Origin of the sequence: Synechococcus sp. CBW1002 (assembly GCF_015840915.1) — a bacterium.
GTDB lineage: Bacteria > Cyanobacteriota > Cyanobacteriia > PCC-6307 > Cyanobiaceae > CBW1002.
Map to the genome: position 1 here is coordinate 1,966,257 of NZ_CP060398.1, position 13,605 is coordinate 1,979,861.

Here is a 13,605-nt window from a genome sequence, read left to right on the forward strand (position 1 = left end):
CGACGCAGTGGCGCACTGCACTGAGACAAACAGTTTTACGCCTGTCTTCCTCAATCCTTTCTCAGATCCATGCCGATGAAACCGCTGGCGGGGGTGTTCCTCGCCTTGGCCTGCCTGCTCGGGATCGCTGCCACCGGTTCGGTGTTCGAACTGGCCTACGGGGATCCGGAACTGGGGGTGTCCGTCACCCGTCTGATCCTGGCGGGATGTCTGCCCGGCACGGTTGTGGCCCTGGTGGTGGCGATTCGTCTCAACAAGCCGGCTTGAGGATTGGGCGGCTGCGGCTGGTGCGCTTCGGTCGCCCTGCATACGATTTCCCTCACCTGTCCCCTGCCCGTCCCACCGTGATCCTCCCGAGCTCCCTCCCTGCCAGGCCTCGCACCTTGCACCAGCGAGGCGCTGCAGCCCTGCGCCCCCTGCTGGCCACCCTGCTCCTGCTCGGAGGCGCCGCGGTGCCGCTGTTGGAAGCCCCGGTCGCGCGGGCCAGCTCCCTGTTCCAGGTTGGCGAAGTGGAGCAGGAACGCTTTGTGCTGGTGTCGGCTCCGATCGGTGATGGAACCCGAGCCCAGCTCAACATCTATGAGCAGGTCAAGGCCACTCGCCCCTGCTTCGCTGTGGGGTCCGGCAAGCCTGCTCCGGTCAATCCCCTGCTGGGCAGCTTTGATTTCACCGGCATCTGCAGCCGCTTCATCGATGCCAACGGCTACTCGGTTCGCGTCGGTGGCAGCGACCTGGGTACTGTCTATCGCCTCAGCGTGATCCAGGGCAACGACGACATCCTGCTGATGGCGATGCCCACCAAGGCCGGCGTCGGGCCCGAGATGGTCGTGGCCCGTACCCAGGGCGCCGGCAGTGGATTCCTCAAGTTGGAACTGGAGCCTGGTTGGCGGCTGATGCGACGCCACTTCGGCAACCGGGTCCTGGGGCACGTCTACCTCTACCGCGATAGCTGGCCCTCGGAGAACCAGGCCGCAGTGACTCCTGCGGAGCCGGGATGAGGGCTGGCCTGCTTGCTAGGGTGAATCACTCTGAACTGATTTGCAGCGCTTCATGACCCAGGTCACTGTCGGCGAAAACGAGGGAATCGAGTCGGCCCTTCGCCGCTTCAAGCGCCAGGTCTCCAAGGCCGGAATCTTCGCCGACCTCAAGCGCCTGCGCCACCACGAAACCCCCACTGAGAAGTACAAGCGCAAGGCCCAGCAGCGCCGCCGCCGCCGCTGAGTCCAGCGGGGTTCAGGGATTCGTCAACGCTCTGCAGGTCTGGATCTCTGCATGCCCCGCCAGTCGGGGCTTTTTGCTGGCCTGTCGAACCTTTGGGGCTTGGCTGCTGGGGCCTGTCCAACCTTCTGCGGGCTGGGGACGACGGAAGCGTGTCCGTGGCAAGGCGTTGCTTTGCCAGTGTTTTTACCTGTGTTCAGTCTGGTGATTTCCCACCACCCTGGAGGTGTCGATCGCTACTGGATCATGGACCGTCGTACGGAATGGATCGCTCGTCCTGCCGCCGCCACAGCCCTTCCGCCGGCCTCCTCTGCCACGTTGTTTCTCAACTGGCTCAGTGAAATGGTGAGCCATGCGCTCGGCAACCCTCGCGAGGAGGACCAACACCTGCCCCCCGATGTTGGGATGCAGCCCTACACCGATCGGCCCCGCAAGCGTCGCTAGGAGTTTCCGTGGAGAGCCATGGCCGTGGGGTTCTCCGCTCAGGGCTTTTGGCCCCCGCTCAGCTCCGATCCTGCGTGAGGCCGTCAAAGGAGCGATAACTGAGGGCCTCGGCCACGGCCCGCTCGCTCACCGGCATCCGTTCGGTGGAATCTGCATCGTCTGACTGCACCTGGTCGAGCAGCGCTTGGCTCACGCCAACATGTGCAAGCTCAGTGCGGGCCTGCTCCAGGTCGGCGATTGTGCGGGCGACGCGCAGCACCCGCTCCGCCGCCCGCGCGCTCAGCTGGCGGTGGTGCACGCTGGCCTCCCACAGTTCCAGTGCCGCCGGGCTGGGGTTGAGGACCCGGCGCAGCTCCGCCGCCGGCAGTGCGGCGTTGGCGCAGCCCTGCGGATTGTGGCGACGCATGCTGGTGCGAGCCGCTGCCACCCTGCCGGCCACGATGGCGCTGGATTCCGGCAGGCCTGTCTGTTCGGCACCTTCGTGGATGGTGCCAGTCCCGGCAGAGATGGAGTTTGCAGCCGCTGCACTGCCTGACCTGGTGGTTCCCTGTGCCGCTGCCCCGTACCCGTAGCGGCGGGCCAGGGAGGCGGCGGATGGGCGCTGCATCACCACCTGCAGATCAATTCGATCCAGCAGGGGGCCGGACAGCCGGTTCCAGTAGCGCCGCCGCTGCACGACGCCACAGCTGCAGGCCCGCTGAGGATCCCCATGCCAGCCGCAGGGGCAGGGGTTGGTGGCCGCCACCAGGGTGGTGCGGCAGGGAAAGCGGCAGCGCAGGCGGTTGCGGCTGATCCACACCTCCCCCTCCTCCAGGGGCTGGCGCAGCAGTTCCAACACCTCCCGGCGAAACTCGGTGAGCTCATCGAGGAACAGAACGCCCTGGTGGGCCAGGCTGAGTTCGCCGGGCCTGGGATGGGCCCCGCCGCCGATCAGCGCAGCGGCGGTGCAGCTGTGATGCGGGCTGCGGAAAGGCCTCTGCAGCAGCAGGCTGGTTTCAGCGCGGAGGAGGCCTGCCACCGAATGCAGCTGGGTGAGTTCGAGGGCTTCGTCCCGCTCCAGGGGCGGCATCAGACCCGCCAGGCGCCGCGCCAGCATCGTCTTGCCGCTGCCTGGCGGACCCACCAGCAGCAGATGGTGATGGCCCGCCGCAGCGATCTCGAGGGCGCGCCGTCCGTGCTGCTGCCCTTCCACGTCGGCCAGATCGAGATCGCTGCGACCTCCCTGGGGGCGATCGGGATCCACGGGTTCCCGTTGATCTCCAGGGCCCGGTTGCCGAGTGGCCGCCGGGCTCAGCGATCCCGGTGGCGGGGCCTTGCTGGGATCCCGCAGCAGTTCCAGCACCTCCTGCAGGGTGTCCGCCGGCCAGAGGGGCAGGGTCTCCACCAAGGCGGCTTCGGCGGCATTGGCCCGTGGCACCACGAGGGCCCTGGCCCCACCGCGGCTGGCCGCCAGGGCCTGGGCCAGCACGCCACGGACCGGCCGCAGCCGCCCGTCCAACCCCAGTTCCGCCGCACTCCAGATCCCCTCCAGTCGCGCCTGCGGCAGCTGGCCGCTGGCCACCAGCATCCCAAGGGCGATCGGCAGGTCGAACCAGGGCCCTTCCTTGCGCAGATCCGCCGGCGCCAGGCTCACCACCACCCGGGTCAGCGGCACCTTGAGGCCGCTGTTGCGGATTGCCGCCCGCACCCGCTCCCGCGCCTCCTGAATCGCCGTATCCGCCAGTCCCACCATCTGCAGGCCGGGCAGCCCGGGGGCGATGTCCACTTCCACCTGCACCGGCACAGCCTCCAGGCCCTGCAGGGCCGCACTGCAGGATCGTGCCAACATCACGCCAGGGGTCGCTGCAGTGTCAGTGCCACCCCCGTCTCATCCCCTTCCGGTGCCATGGCCAGCGGCGACACGATCTTCGGGCGCATCCTGCGTGGTGAGATCCCCTGCGACGAGGTGTATGCCGACGATCTCTGCCTGGCCTTTCGGGATGTGGCCCCCCAGGCCCCGGTGCATGTGCTGGTGATCCCGCGTGAGCCCCTGGCCCAGCTGGCGGATGCCGGCGAGGAGCATGGGGCCCTGCTCGGCCACCTCCTCCTGGTGGCGGCGAAGGTGGCGCGCCAGGAGGGCCTCAGCAGCTGGCGCACGGTGATCAACTCCGGGGCCGAGGCGGGGCAGACCGTGTTCCATCTGCATGTGCACGTGATCGGCGGCCGTCCCCTGGCCTGGCCCCCCGGCTGAGGCGGGGGGCCAGGCCAGGGGACGGCAGCGGCGACAATGACCTGATCTGCTGCGCTCCATGAATCCGCTCAAGGCGTTCCGCGATCAGCTCGCGAAGCTGCAGCGCCTGGCCCAGCCCTATTTCCTGCCGGTGGAGGAGAGCAGTGCCGGCCAGTTCCTGCTGCTGGTGCTGGCCCTGGTGGCGGTGGTGGTGGGAGTCACGCTGCTGATTTTCACCGCCGTGGTGGCCGGGGCAGGGGCCTTCATTCCCGACCTGCGCGACCGCTTCCTGCCGGGGGTGCCGCAGCAGATCAACGCGATCTGGCAGGGGCCGATCGGGGCTGTGGTGATGCTGCTGTTCGTGGCGGGCCTGGCTGCCTTCGGAGCTCTGCGGGGCCGGCTGCGTCAGGGGCGCTGGCTGCCGTGGCTGCTGCTGGGGGTGATCACCCTGCTGATCCTGGTGATCAATGGCATCAACGTGGGCATCAGCTTTGTTGCCCGCAATGTCGATAACACCTTGGTGGCCTATGACCAGGATGGATTCTGGAAAACGGTGGCGATCTATGCCTTCTGCCTGGTGTTGGCCTTGCCGATCCGGGCGATTCAGAGCTATCTCATCCCCAAGTTGGGGCTGCTCTGGAGAGAGTGGCTGAGCGGTCGTTTGCTGACACGCTATCTCACCAATCGTGCCTACTATGTTCTGAATCCCAACGACGAATCTGCCGAGGAGATCGATAACCCTGATCAGCGGATTTCGCAGGATGCGGCCAGCTTCACCTCGACCAGTCTGAGTGTCACGGTTGAGATCCTCTCGGCTCTGCTGACATTCTTCAGTTTCATTATCGTCTTGTGGAGCATCAACAGTCGACTGGCGCTGCTGTTGCTGGCCTATTCCGTGTTCGGTACGGCGTTGATCGTTTTCGCCAGTCGCAAGCTGGTGATCCTCAACTACCAGCAGCTCAAGCTTGAGGCCGACTTCCGCTACGGCCTCGTCCATATCCGTGACAACGCCGAGGCGATCGCCTTCTATCGCGGCGAAGGTCAGGAGGGCAAGGAGGCCGGGCGTCGGCTGAGCGGCGCGATTCGCAACTATGACCGCCTGATCGTCTGGACGGCGATGATCAGTGTGATCCAGCGCTCCTACGACTACTTCTCCCGCTTCCTGCCCTGGCTGGTGATCGCGCCGATCTACTTCGCCAAGGAGGTCGATTTCGGTGTCTTCGGCCAGGCCAGTATTGCCTTCAGCCAGGTTCTGTTCTCGGTGAGTTATATCGTCAACAACATCGACCAGCTGGCCGCTTTCTCCGCTTCGATCAGCCGTCTTGAGGGTTTCCAGGGCAAGGTCGAGGAGATCGGTCGTGAGATGGCCGAGCTCGAGGCGAGTGAGCAGCGACTGACCGGTTCCCCTGGGGGGGCAGGCGCGGTAGCGCCGATCGGTTCCGATGGCCTGGCGGTGCGGCCCGATTCGATCCTGGTGAGTCATGTGGATCTGGTGCCGCCGCGCACCCAGCGCGTGCTGATCCACGACCTCAGCCTCGAGATCGGTGCCGACCAGCGCCTGCTGGTGGTGGGGCCTTCCGGTTGCGGCAAGACCTCCTTCCTCCGTCTGGTGAGTGGCCTCTGGCCGGCTGGGGCGGGTGCCGTGCAGCGCCCCCCCGAAGGCGAGCTGCTGTTCATTCCCCAGAAGCCCTACATGATCCTGGGCAGCCTGCGGGAGCAGCTCTGCTATCCCCAGCCCAGCGATCGCTTCAGTGATGAGCAACTGCGCCATGTGCTCGAACAGGTCAAGCTGCCGGAGCTGGTGCATCGCTATCCCGATCTCGACATCATTCAGGACTGGCCCCGGCTGTTGTCGCTGGGGGAGCAGCAGCGTCTCGCCTTCGCACGCCTGCTGCTGAGCGCGCCCCGCTTCGTGGTGCTCGATGAGGCCACCAGTGCCCTCGATGTGGCCACCGAACGGCATCTCTACGACCTGTTGGTCCAGCGGGACATGGCCTTCGTGAGCGTGGGCCATCGCCCCACTCTCACGGCGTTCCACGACACGGTTCTCGAACTCGATGGCCGCGGCGGATGGCGCTTGCTGCCGGCGGCCGGCTATGACGTGGGCCGCCATGCCTGACGCGATGAGCTCCGCTGACAGCCCAGTTGACGCCAACGTTCCGGCCACCAGTGCCACCACGCCCGACCAGCCCGCGTTTGGCTGGAGTGGCTATGCCGAGCGGGTGAACGGTCGCTTCGCCATGCTCGGATTTGCGGCGGTGCTGCTGATTGAGGCCTTCAGCCGCGACACCTTCCTGCACTGGGCCGGCTTGGTGCCCTGAGCGCTCACGGCAGCTCGATCAGATCCACCTGCCAGAGTCCGCCGCGGCTCACCTGCACGGCCAGCACCCTGCCATCGGCGCTGAGGCTCACCAGGCGCGGCACTCCGGCCGGTTCGATGGGGATCCGCTGCAGGCTCTGCAACGAGCGGCGATAGAGCAGCAGTTCGGTGCGTCCCTCCAGCTGGCGCACCAGGGCGAGGCGCTCTCCCCGCTGATCTACCGAGAGACTCAGGGGCTGGGCATCGGGCCGGTTCAGGCCCGGCACTGGCACGGGAGCTGTGCGCCGCAGATCCAGCAGCTCTGCCCGCTCCCGTCCCTGCCGTCCGCGGATCAAGGCCAGCCAGGGCCCTGCCAGGGCCGGGTCGTGGCTGCTGCCCTCCCGGGCCAGTTGGGCGTTGAGTCCGAACAGGGGACGCGGCCCGCCTCCGAGACATCCGCCCAGCAGGGCGGCCAGTGCCAACGGGATCAACCGAAGGCTCGCCAGGCGGACGCGGCTTCTCATGGCTGCGGGCCAGGGCCACCACCCTGCAAGGCCTGGGCACCCGGCAGATCCGGCTCCAGCCAGCCGCCAAGGTCGTAGACCTCGACCTGGCGGCGGCCGGCCACCACCATCTCAATGGCGATCCGCTGGCCATCGGGGGCGAGGCTCAGCCGCTGCGGTTCCCGATCACCGCCCAGGCGCAATGGCAACAGGGAGCCCCTGAGCCGATCTTCGATCACGGCATCGCGGCGCTGGCCCCGCTGGATCAGCAAGGCCAGGTAGCGACCGTTCCAGCTCAGCGAGGGTGAGGCGTGCGGCTGATGCGTGCGTAGATGGCGCAGGGGCAGCACCTTGCCGCTGCGCCGCTCCTGCAGCAGCACCGTGGTACGGCCGCCGCGCTCGACCAGGGAGGCGAGCAGGCGTCCGTCGCCGCTGAGGGCCGGTTGCTCCCGGCCTTCAGCACCCAGCCCCAACGGTACGGCGGCCTGGCGCCGCAGCCCCCAGGGAAGGGCGCAGCCAGACAAGCCGATCAGCAGGGCCAGGCTGAGGCCGGCTGGAGGTCTCAGTCGTCGAACCGGGAGCTGTTATCCCGGGACGGGCTGGTGTCGCTGGGCGTGTTGGTCCGGGTGGGACCTGTGGTCTGGCCAGGAGCTGGGCCTGGCTCCGTGGGCCTCACCGGCGTGAACTCCGCATCGCTCACTGATGCGGAAGCGCCTGGGCGGCTGCGGTAGGAGGTGCCCTGCGGAACACCCGGGGCCGGGCCAGGCGATCCTGGGCCCGGCTGGGCTGAGCTGCGCGGCGGAGGGGTTCCGGCGGGGCCCACCCCGGTGGAGCTGCCCCAGCTGGAGGTGTCGGGAGAGCCACTGGGGCGGCGGCTGGAGCGTGGCATCCCATCGGTGGCGCCGGGCCGGCTGCCGCGGCGCGGTTCCGGGGTGGTCTCCCGTTGGCGCCGGCGGGCTCCGAAGCTGCCGCTGTCGCCCTGAGGGGCACCTGCTGCATAGCGGGAGGCCCGTGGTGGCCTGTCGTCTTCGCCCCGGGTCTCACCACGAAGATCGCCTGCAGGTCTGCGGGGCGGGCGTCCGGATCGCTCGTCTGGACCAGGACCAGCGTTGTCCCACTGGTCACTGCCACTGGATCGCCGGCTTGCCGCACGCTCCGGAATGGCGGCACGGCTGACCCGGCTGGGTCGGTAGAAATCGTCCTGGTCTCCGTCGTCGGGATCGCGGGAGCGGATGCCACGGCGCACCGGCTGGGGCTCATCGAACCGGTCGTAGTCGTCGTCGTAGCCGCGGCCGCCACCCATGCGGGGGCGGGACGGTTCGATCGGGTCCTCGTCTTCGAAGTAGGACGAGCGTCGTGCCTGTTCGGTGGTCACGCCCCGCAGACGCACGCTCTCATAGGCGAAGAACACCGTGGTGCCGGCCAGCAGGAACTGACCGAACTGGAGGATCGGATCGAGACGCCAGCCCTGAAAAAAGAGAATGCCACCGCAGAGCAGGCCCACGGCGGCAAAGAAGACGTCGTAATCGCGGGCCAGTGCAGGCTTAAAGCTCCTCATGAAATAGAGGAAGGCCCCACCTACCGCCAGCACGATGCCAACGATGCTGGCCCAGTTCAGACTGGCATTAACCACAGCGCACGGTCCAACGGAGCGTCAGCTCCACTGTAAGGACCCGGCGTGGATGTTCTGATCAGAGGCGACGGTCGACCTGGTCGTTCTGGCTGATCAGCACCAGCGCCAGGGTGATCGGGATGACCACGATCACCGCCCCCCAGGCGAGGCTGCTCAGGAAGTTGGCGAGGGAAGGAGTCATGGCGGCGATGGCGTCGCAGACGCCAAGGGTTTGAAGGGCGATCTTAGGCAGCGCTGGCGGGTTCCTACGATTCCTTTCCAGCCGCTTAGAGCTTTGTGACGCCCCCTGCCTTGCCCCGCCTGGAGCTGCTGCCGCTGGCACACCTGCTGCTGGGGCTGCTGCTGGGCTGCTGCTGGCGGGCTGGACGCTGCTGTTCCTGTTTCGCATCGTGCTCACCTGGTACCCCCAGATCGATCTGGCCAAGGGGGTGATGCGGCTGGTGAGCGTCCCCACCGAGCCCCTGCTGGCCCCCACCCGCCGCCTGATCCAACCGATCGGCGGGGTGGATGTCACCCCGGTGGTGTGGGTGGGCCTGATCAGCCTGGTGCGCGAACTGCTGGTGGGCCAGCAGGGTCTGCTCACCCTGATGCTGCTGCGCAGCTCGACTGTGGCTTAGGGGCTGTGGCTCAGGGCCTTGGCCTGGTTGCCGTTCTGCAATTCAAAGGCGGCGCTTTCGGCCTGGCCATGGCGCCCTAGAAGGGCAGCATCTCCTCTTCAACGAATTTGGTGTGGAGATCGCCGCTGCGGAACTCGGGGCGATCCAGCAGAGCCAGGTGGAAGTCGATCGTGGTGGGGATGCCGGTCACCGCACACTCGGACAGGGCACGGTGCATCCGCTTGATGGCGGCCTCCCGGTCCACCCCCCAGACGATCAGCTTGCCGATCAGCGAGTCGTAGAAGGGTGGGATCTCGTAGCCCGTGTAGACGTGGCTGTCCACCCGCACGCCAGGACCACCAGGCGGCAGCCAGCCCGTGATCCGGCCCGGGGCTGGGCGGAAGTTCTGGCGAGGGTCCTCGGCATTGATGCGGCACTCGATGGCATGGCCGGTGAGTTTGATCTCGTCCTGCCGGACGCTGATCGGTTCGCCGCCGGCAATGCGCAGTTGTTCGGCGATCAGGTCGACTCCGGTCACCATCTCGGTGACGGGATGCTCCACCTGGATGCGGGTGTTCATCTCCATGAAATAGAACTTGCCCTCGCGGTCCACCAGGAATTCCACGGTGCCGGCACCCTCGTAGCCGATGCTGCGGGCTGCGGCCACCGCCGCCTCTCCCATCTGGCGCCGCAGATCGGCGTTGATCGCCACGCTCGGGGCTTCCTCGAGCAGCTTCTGATGGCGGCGCTGGATGGAGCAGTCGCGCTCACCCAGGTGCACCACGTTGCCGTGGCGATCCGCCAGCACCTGCACCTCCACGTGCCGGGGGCGGTCGATGAATTTCTCCATGTAGAGGCCCGGGTTGCCGAAGGCGGCTTCCGCTTCCCCCTGGGCCGCCTTGAACAGCTTCTCCAGCTGATCGGCGCTAGGCACGAGCCGCATGCCCCGACCACCCCCGCCGGCGGTGGCCTTGATCATCACCGGGTAGCCCATGGTGGCGGCGAGGCTGGCCGCTTCGGCTGCCGTGGCCAGCAGTCCCTCGCTGCCGGGGATGGTGGGGACTCCCACCGCCTGCATCGTGGCCTTGGCAGTCGACTTGTCGCCCATGGCCCGGATCGCCTCGGGCGAGGGGCCGACGAAGGTGATGCCGTGGTCGGCGCAGATCTCGGCGAAGCGGTCGTTCTCGGCCAGGAAGCCGTAGCCGGGATGGATGGCGTCGGCACCGCGGGAGGTGGCGGCCGCCAGGATATTGGGGATGTTGAGGTAACTCTTGCTGCTGGGGGCTTCGCCCACGCAGACCGCTTCATCGGCCAGCTGAACGTGCAGAGCGTTGCGATCGACCGTGCTGTAGACGGCCACCGTGGCAATGCCGAGCTCGCGGCAACTGCGAATGATGCGTAGGGCGATCTCGCCACGGTTGGCGATCAGCAGTTTGCCGATGGGCATCCGCGAACGAGGCAGGGACGGGGCAGTGGAAACTGCGGGCTGGCCGCTGCGTGCAGGCCGGAGCGGACTGTATCAGCGCTCACAGGCCCCCTTGCCATCCCCGACGCGATCCCAGGGCGCAGATCCGTGGGGACGGGCGCTAGGTATATTGCTGGCCGAGCGGCTCCGGCCGTCTCCCACCCGGATGGAGCCTGGACTCCAGACGATCCCTGCGGATGTGGTGGAATTGGTAGACACGCACGTTTGAGGGGCGTGTGACTTCGGTCTTGCGAGTTCAAGTCTCGCCATCCGCACTCTTTTTTCACACCCTGCTCTCCATCAGGTGGTCCGCTCCGTGCCGGATTCCACTGCCGCCATCACGCTGGTGTGCAATGGCCCGGGTGAGCTCACCACCTGGGTTCGTCCCCTGGCGCGGCGGCTGCACGAGCTCCTGCCCCTGAGGCCCCTGGTTCCGGATGCACCCTTCAGTCTGCGGCTGGTGCTGGTGCCCTGTCCCAATGCCACCGGAGCGGAGCATGGCGTCGCCGAGGGCTGGCAGCTGTTCGAGCGGATCTGGCCGGCCCACCGCTTCTGGGGCCTGCTGCTGCGTCCGCGCCGCCATGCCGCCTGGCCGCGTCAGGGAGTGGTGGTGTTTCTGGGCGGTGACCAGTTCTGGACCGTGCTGCTCTCGGCCCGGCTCGGTTATCGCCACCTCACCTATGCCGAATGGGTGGCGCGCTGGCCCCGTTGGAACGACCGGATCGCCGCCATGGGGCCAGCCGCGGCCGACCGGCTCAAGCCCCGCTGGCGCCAGCGCTGCACCGTGGTGGGCGATCTGATGGCCGACCTGTCGGCGCAGGCCCGCGATGAAGCTCCGCTGCCGCCGGGGGAGTGGGTGGCGTTGCTGCCGGGCTCCAAGCGGGCCAAGCTGCAGGTGGGCATGCCCTTCCTGCTGGACACGGCCGATCGTCTGGCGGCCCTGCGGCCGGGCTGCCGCTTCCTGCTGCCGGTGGCGCCCACCACGTCGGTCCAGGAGCTGCTGGCCTACGCCGGGCCGGCCAATCCGATCCAGCAGCACTACGGCACCGGCGAACCGAGGTTGGAGCGCGCTCTGCCGGCGCCTGGCTCCGGCACCGCCCCATCCCCCTTGGCCGGGGGCCGTGCCCTGGTGACGCCTGCCGGCACTCGCATCGACCTGCTCGAGACCCATCCGGTGCATGGGGCCCTGAGTCAGTGTCGGCTGGCGCTCACCACCGTGGGTGCCAACACCGCCGAGCTCGGGGCGCTGGGGGTGCCGATGCTGGTGCTGGTGCCGACCCAGCATCTCGCGGTGATGCAGGCCTGGGATGGCGGGATCGGACTCCTGGCACGGTTGCCGATCCTGCGCTGGCTGCTGGGGGTGGCCCTGACGGCCTGGCGCATGCGGCAGCGCGGCTTCCTGGCCTGGCCGAACATCTCCGCGGGCCGCCTCGTGGTGCCGGAGCGGGTGGGGGCGATCACCCCGGCCGAGATCGCTGCGGAGGCGGCCGACTGGCTCGACCATCCGGCCCAGCTGGCGGGCCTGCGCGACGACCTGCGCAGCCTGCGCGGCCAACCCGGTGCCGTGGCCTCCCTGGCCGAGCTGGTGCGAGGCCTGCTGCCCCCGATCAGCGCTGCCTAGGCTGATCCTCCAGCGCTGTTTGATCGCGATGTCGGATGTTCAGCCCGGGGCCAGCTGCACGTCAGGCAGCTTCAGTTCCGAAGCTCCGTCGTTTGTTGAGGCGTCCGACGCCGAATGGCGTCAGCGTCTCACGCCCGAGCAGTACGCCGTGACCCGTCAGGGTGGTACCGAGCGGGCCTTCAGCGGCGTCTACTGGAACCACAAGGGCAGCGGCATGTACCACTGCGTCTGCTGCGGTGCCGAGCTGTTCAGTTCCGCCAGCAAGTTCGACTCCGGTACCGGTTGGCCCAGCTTCTGGGAAGGTGTCGACAGCGGCGCCATCAAAACGCTGACCGACAGCAGCCACGGCATGGTCCGGACCGAAATCCGCTGCGCGCGCTGCGACAGCCATCTCGGCCACGTGTTCAACGATGGCCCGCGTCCCACGGGCCAGCGCTACTGCGTCAACTCCGCATCTCTGGCGTTTCGTGAGGGCTGACCGCCCCTCTCACCAGGGATCGGTGAGGTCTTCGGCGTCCACGTCGAGGGGATCGGCCGGTGCTGCCGGCCGGCGGCTGGGCAACGGGCCACGCCGGATCTCAGGCTCCCGGTCATAGACCTCAGCCCGTGAGGGCATCGGGTCCAGGGGTTGGGGATCCAGGGGCTCTTGCTCCTCGCGACCGCGGCGAAAATCCTCACGGGGACTGGGGCCGCGATCAAGGTCACCACGGGGATCGGACAGCCGTTCAGGGCCTCTGGAGGGGGAGGAGCGGTACTCCTGCTCGTCCTCATCGAGATAGCGACGCTGACGCAGGGGCTCGCGCTGGCGGCGTTCCTCCAGTTCGACGTATTCCAGCTCTTCCCGTGGCGCAAAGGAGCGGCTGGTGGCGGGTTGGATGCGCCGTTGTTCCTGGGCCGCGGGCTGGCCGGCCGCGAGCTGGTTCTCCACCGGCACCATCGACTGGCGGTAGCGCTCCCGTTCCTCCTGCTCCCAGCTGGGTCCGCCGATGCCGAGTTTTTCGAGCAGCCCCGAGCCCAGCTGCTTGAGCTTTTCGTCAGCGCCTTCGTACACGATGATCCGATCCGGCCCGCTGCTGACCACCTCCTCCACAGGCAGCTCCCAGGTGCTGAGCACGCCCTCACCCAGCAGGGGTACGCCCACGGCACCCAGCACCAGGGTGGTGAGTTCGCCGGTCTCGATGTCAAAGCTGAAGCCCAGCACCCGGCCCAGCGTCTCTCCAGCCTCGGTGATCACCTGGCAGTTGATCACTTTGCTGTAGCGGTCCGGATTGAAGCCCTCCGCCAGGGAGTCGGCCGAATCCACCAGGATCACATCGCCCACCTGGCGGATCCGGTCCAGGGGCATCCAGCGGGGCAGGCCGGGCAGGAAGCGGGTCAGGGGGTTGTCGCGCAGACCCAGGGCCACCACCTCGCGGCGATCGATGTCCACCACCACTTCTCCCACCACCCCAAGGCGGCGTCCGGTGTCGCGGGTGATCACCAGGGTGCCCATCAGCTCCGAGCGCAGCCAGAGCCGATCACTGGGGGCCGAGGCGTTCGGATCGGCGGCGGGGGGGATCGAAGAGGTCAAGTCCGGGGGCCGGTGCTGGGCGGCGGTGGGGCTGGCGACTGGCGTCC

General features: G+C 67.9%; 16 protein-coding genes, 1 tRNA gene and 1 pseudogene. 11 read left to right on the forward strand and 7 right to left on the reverse strand.

Annotated features, from left to right (window positions below):
* The first annotated feature begins 69 nt into the window (after nucleotides 1-69).
* The 4 genes from H8F24_RS09475 to H8F24_RS09490 all read left to right on the forward strand — a co-directional run bounded on the left by H8F24_RS09475 (nucleotide 70) and on the right by H8F24_RS09490 (nucleotide 1,662).
* Nucleotides 70-267, forward strand: a complete 198-nt coding sequence (locus tag H8F24_RS09475; protein WP_197158722.1) for a hypothetical protein — start codon at nucleotides 70-72, stop codon at nucleotides 265-267.
* A 116-nt stretch (nucleotides 268-383) separates the two neighbouring features.
* Complete coding sequence (locus tag H8F24_RS09480) at nucleotides 384-998, forward strand: DUF3747 domain-containing protein (protein WP_370594681.1); 615 nt, start codon at nucleotides 384-386, stop codon at nucleotides 996-998.
* A 52-nt stretch (nucleotides 999-1,050) separates the two neighbouring features.
* Nucleotides 1,051-1,221 (forward strand): 30S ribosomal protein S21, encoded by a 171-nt coding sequence (rpsU, locus tag H8F24_RS09485; protein WP_006172073.1) that lies wholly within the window; start codon nucleotides 1,051-1,053, stop codon nucleotides 1,219-1,221.
* A gap of 243 nt (nucleotides 1,222-1,464) precedes the next feature.
* Entirely contained in the window at nucleotides 1,465-1,662 is a 198-nt protein-coding gene (locus H8F24_RS09490; protein WP_197159389.1) for a hypothetical protein, read from the forward strand.
* A gap of 58 nt (nucleotides 1,663-1,720) precedes the next feature.
* Here the strand turns inward: H8F24_RS09490 and H8F24_RS09495 are convergent, their stop codons facing one another.
* The gene (locus H8F24_RS09495; protein ID WP_197169576.1) at nucleotides 1,721-3,490 is read right to left on the reverse strand and encodes a YifB family Mg chelatase-like AAA ATPase; all 1,770 of its coding nucleotides are present in this window, start codon (nucleotides 3,488-3,490) and stop codon (nucleotides 1,721-1,723) included.
* Nucleotides 3,491-3,547: 57 nt separating this feature from the next.
* Between H8F24_RS09495 and H8F24_RS09500 the strand changes: the two genes are divergently transcribed.
* Genes H8F24_RS09500 through H8F24_RS09510 form a run of 3 tightly spaced genes read left to right on the forward strand, consistent with a single transcriptional unit; the run spans nucleotide 3,548 to nucleotide 6,192 of the window.
* Nucleotides 3,548-3,892, forward strand: a complete 345-nt coding sequence (locus H8F24_RS09500) for a histidine triad nucleotide-binding protein (protein WP_197158725.1) — start codon at nucleotides 3,548-3,550, stop codon at nucleotides 3,890-3,892.
* Between the two features lie 58 nt (nucleotides 3,893-3,950).
* Nucleotides 3,951-5,990, forward strand: a complete 2,040-nt coding sequence (locus H8F24_RS09505; protein WP_197158726.1) for an ABC transporter ATP-binding protein/permease — start codon at nucleotides 3,951-3,953, stop codon at nucleotides 5,988-5,990.
* 4 nt (nucleotides 5,991-5,994) lie between these two features.
* Nucleotides 5,995-6,192, forward strand: coding sequence for a chlorophyll a/b-binding protein (locus H8F24_RS09510; RefSeq protein ID WP_197169577.1), 198 nt, complete (start codon nucleotides 5,995-5,997; stop codon nucleotides 6,190-6,192).
* 4 nt (nucleotides 6,193-6,196) lie between these two features.
* On the opposite strand, the gene H8F24_RS09515 is transcribed toward H8F24_RS09510, so the two are convergent.
* The 4 genes from H8F24_RS09515 to psbX are packed head-to-tail and all read right to left on the reverse strand — an operon-like array spanning nucleotide 6,197 to nucleotide 8,487.
* Nucleotides 6,197-6,694 carry a hypothetical protein gene (locus tag H8F24_RS09515; RefSeq protein ID WP_197158728.1) on the reverse strand — a complete coding sequence of 166 codons (498 nt, stop codon included), beginning with the start codon at nucleotides 6,692-6,694 and terminating at the stop codon, nucleotides 6,197-6,199.
* Nucleotides 6,691-7,197 carry a Tol biopolymer transporter periplasmic protein gene (locus H8F24_RS09520; RefSeq protein ID WP_197158729.1) on the reverse strand — a complete coding sequence of 169 codons (507 nt, stop codon included), beginning with the start codon at nucleotides 7,195-7,197 and terminating at the stop codon, nucleotides 6,691-6,693. Before H8F24_RS09520 ends, H8F24_RS09515 begins: the two co-directional genes overlap by 4 nt.
* Nucleotides 7,198-7,235: 38 nt before the next feature.
* Complete coding sequence (locus H8F24_RS09525) at nucleotides 7,236-8,306, reverse strand: Ycf66 family protein (protein WP_197169578.1); 1,071 nt, start codon at nucleotides 8,304-8,306, stop codon at nucleotides 7,236-7,238.
* Nucleotides 8,307-8,364: 58 nt separating this feature from the next.
* Nucleotides 8,365-8,487: a photosystem II reaction center X protein gene (gene psbX, locus H8F24_RS09530; RefSeq protein WP_197158731.1), complete on the reverse strand. Its 123-nt coding sequence runs from the start codon at nucleotides 8,485-8,487 to the stop codon at nucleotides 8,365-8,367.
* Nucleotides 8,488-8,612: 125 nt separating this feature from the next.
* Here psbX and H8F24_RS09535 point away from each other — a divergent pair.
* Nucleotides 8,613-8,923, forward strand: a pseudogene (locus H8F24_RS09535) (YggT family protein).
* 76 nt (nucleotides 8,924-8,999) lie between these two features.
* Here the strand turns inward: H8F24_RS09535 and accC are convergent.
* Nucleotides 9,000-10,349: an acetyl-CoA carboxylase biotin carboxylase subunit gene (gene accC, locus H8F24_RS09540; RefSeq protein WP_197158733.1), complete on the reverse strand. Its 1,350-nt coding sequence runs from the start codon at nucleotides 10,347-10,349 to the stop codon at nucleotides 9,000-9,002.
* 211 nt (nucleotides 10,350-10,560) lie between these two features.
* Here accC and H8F24_RS09545 point away from each other — a divergent pair.
* From H8F24_RS09545 to msrB, 3 genes are all read left to right on the forward strand, one after another.
* A tRNA-Leu gene (locus H8F24_RS09545) sits at nucleotides 10,561-10,642 on the forward strand.
* A gap of 41 nt (nucleotides 10,643-10,683) precedes the next feature.
* Nucleotides 10,684-11,988 (forward strand): glycosyl transferase, encoded by a 1,305-nt coding sequence (locus H8F24_RS09550; RefSeq protein WP_231597679.1) that lies wholly within the window; start codon nucleotides 10,684-10,686, stop codon nucleotides 11,986-11,988.
* A gap of 28 nt (nucleotides 11,989-12,016) precedes the next feature.
* Nucleotides 12,017-12,466 (forward strand): peptide-methionine (R)-S-oxide reductase MsrB, encoded by a 450-nt coding sequence (gene msrB, locus H8F24_RS09555; RefSeq protein ID WP_197158735.1) that lies wholly within the window; start codon nucleotides 12,017-12,019, stop codon nucleotides 12,464-12,466.
* Between the two features lie 9 nt (nucleotides 12,467-12,475).
* Here the strand turns inward: msrB and H8F24_RS09560 are convergent, their stop codons facing one another.
* Nucleotides 12,476-13,558 carry a PRC-barrel domain-containing protein gene (locus H8F24_RS09560; RefSeq protein WP_197169580.1) on the reverse strand — a complete coding sequence of 361 codons (1,083 nt, stop codon included), beginning with the start codon at nucleotides 13,556-13,558 and terminating at the stop codon, nucleotides 12,476-12,478.
* Nucleotides 13,559-13,605: the final 47 nt, after the last annotated feature.

What these genes read in the sequence shown, in the direction of transcription:
- H8F24_RS09495 (WP_197169576.1), bottom strand. Translation starts at nt 3,490, where the DNA reads ATGTTGGCACGATCCTGCAGTGCGGCCCTGCAGGGCCTGGAGGCTGTG.
- msrB (WP_197158735.1), top strand. Translation starts at nt 12,017, where the DNA reads ATGTCGGATGTTCAGCCCGGGGCCAGCTGCACGTCAGGCAGCTTCAGT.
- H8F24_RS09500 (WP_197158725.1), top strand. Translation starts at nt 3,548, where the DNA reads ATGGCCAGCGGCGACACGATCTTCGGGCGCATCCTGCGTGGTGAGATC.
- H8F24_RS09505 (WP_197158726.1), top strand. Translation starts at nt 3,951, where the DNA reads ATGAATCCGCTCAAGGCGTTCCGCGATCAGCTCGCGAAGCTGCAGCGC.
- H8F24_RS09515 (WP_197158728.1), bottom strand. Translation starts at nt 6,694, where the DNA reads ATGAGAAGCCGCGTCCGCCTGGCGAGCCTTCGGTTGATCCCGTTGGCA.
- accC (WP_197158733.1), bottom strand. Translation starts at nt 10,349, where the DNA reads ATGCCCATCGGCAAACTGCTGATCGCCAACCGTGGCGAGATCGCCCTA.
- H8F24_RS09510 (WP_197169577.1), top strand. Translation starts at nt 5,995, where the DNA reads ATGAGCTCCGCTGACAGCCCAGTTGACGCCAACGTTCCGGCCACCAGT.
- psbX (WP_197158731.1), bottom strand. Translation starts at nt 8,487, where the DNA reads ATGACTCCTTCCCTCGCCAACTTCCTGAGCAGCCTCGCCTGGGGGGCG.
- rpsU (WP_006172073.1), top strand. Translation starts at nt 1,051, where the DNA reads ATGACCCAGGTCACTGTCGGCGAAAACGAGGGAATCGAGTCGGCCCTT.
- H8F24_RS09475 (WP_197158722.1), top strand. Translation starts at nt 70, where the DNA reads ATGCCGATGAAACCGCTGGCGGGGGTGTTCCTCGCCTTGGCCTGCCTG.
- H8F24_RS09490 (WP_197159389.1), top strand. Translation starts at nt 1,465, where the DNA reads ATGGACCGTCGTACGGAATGGATCGCTCGTCCTGCCGCCGCCACAGCC.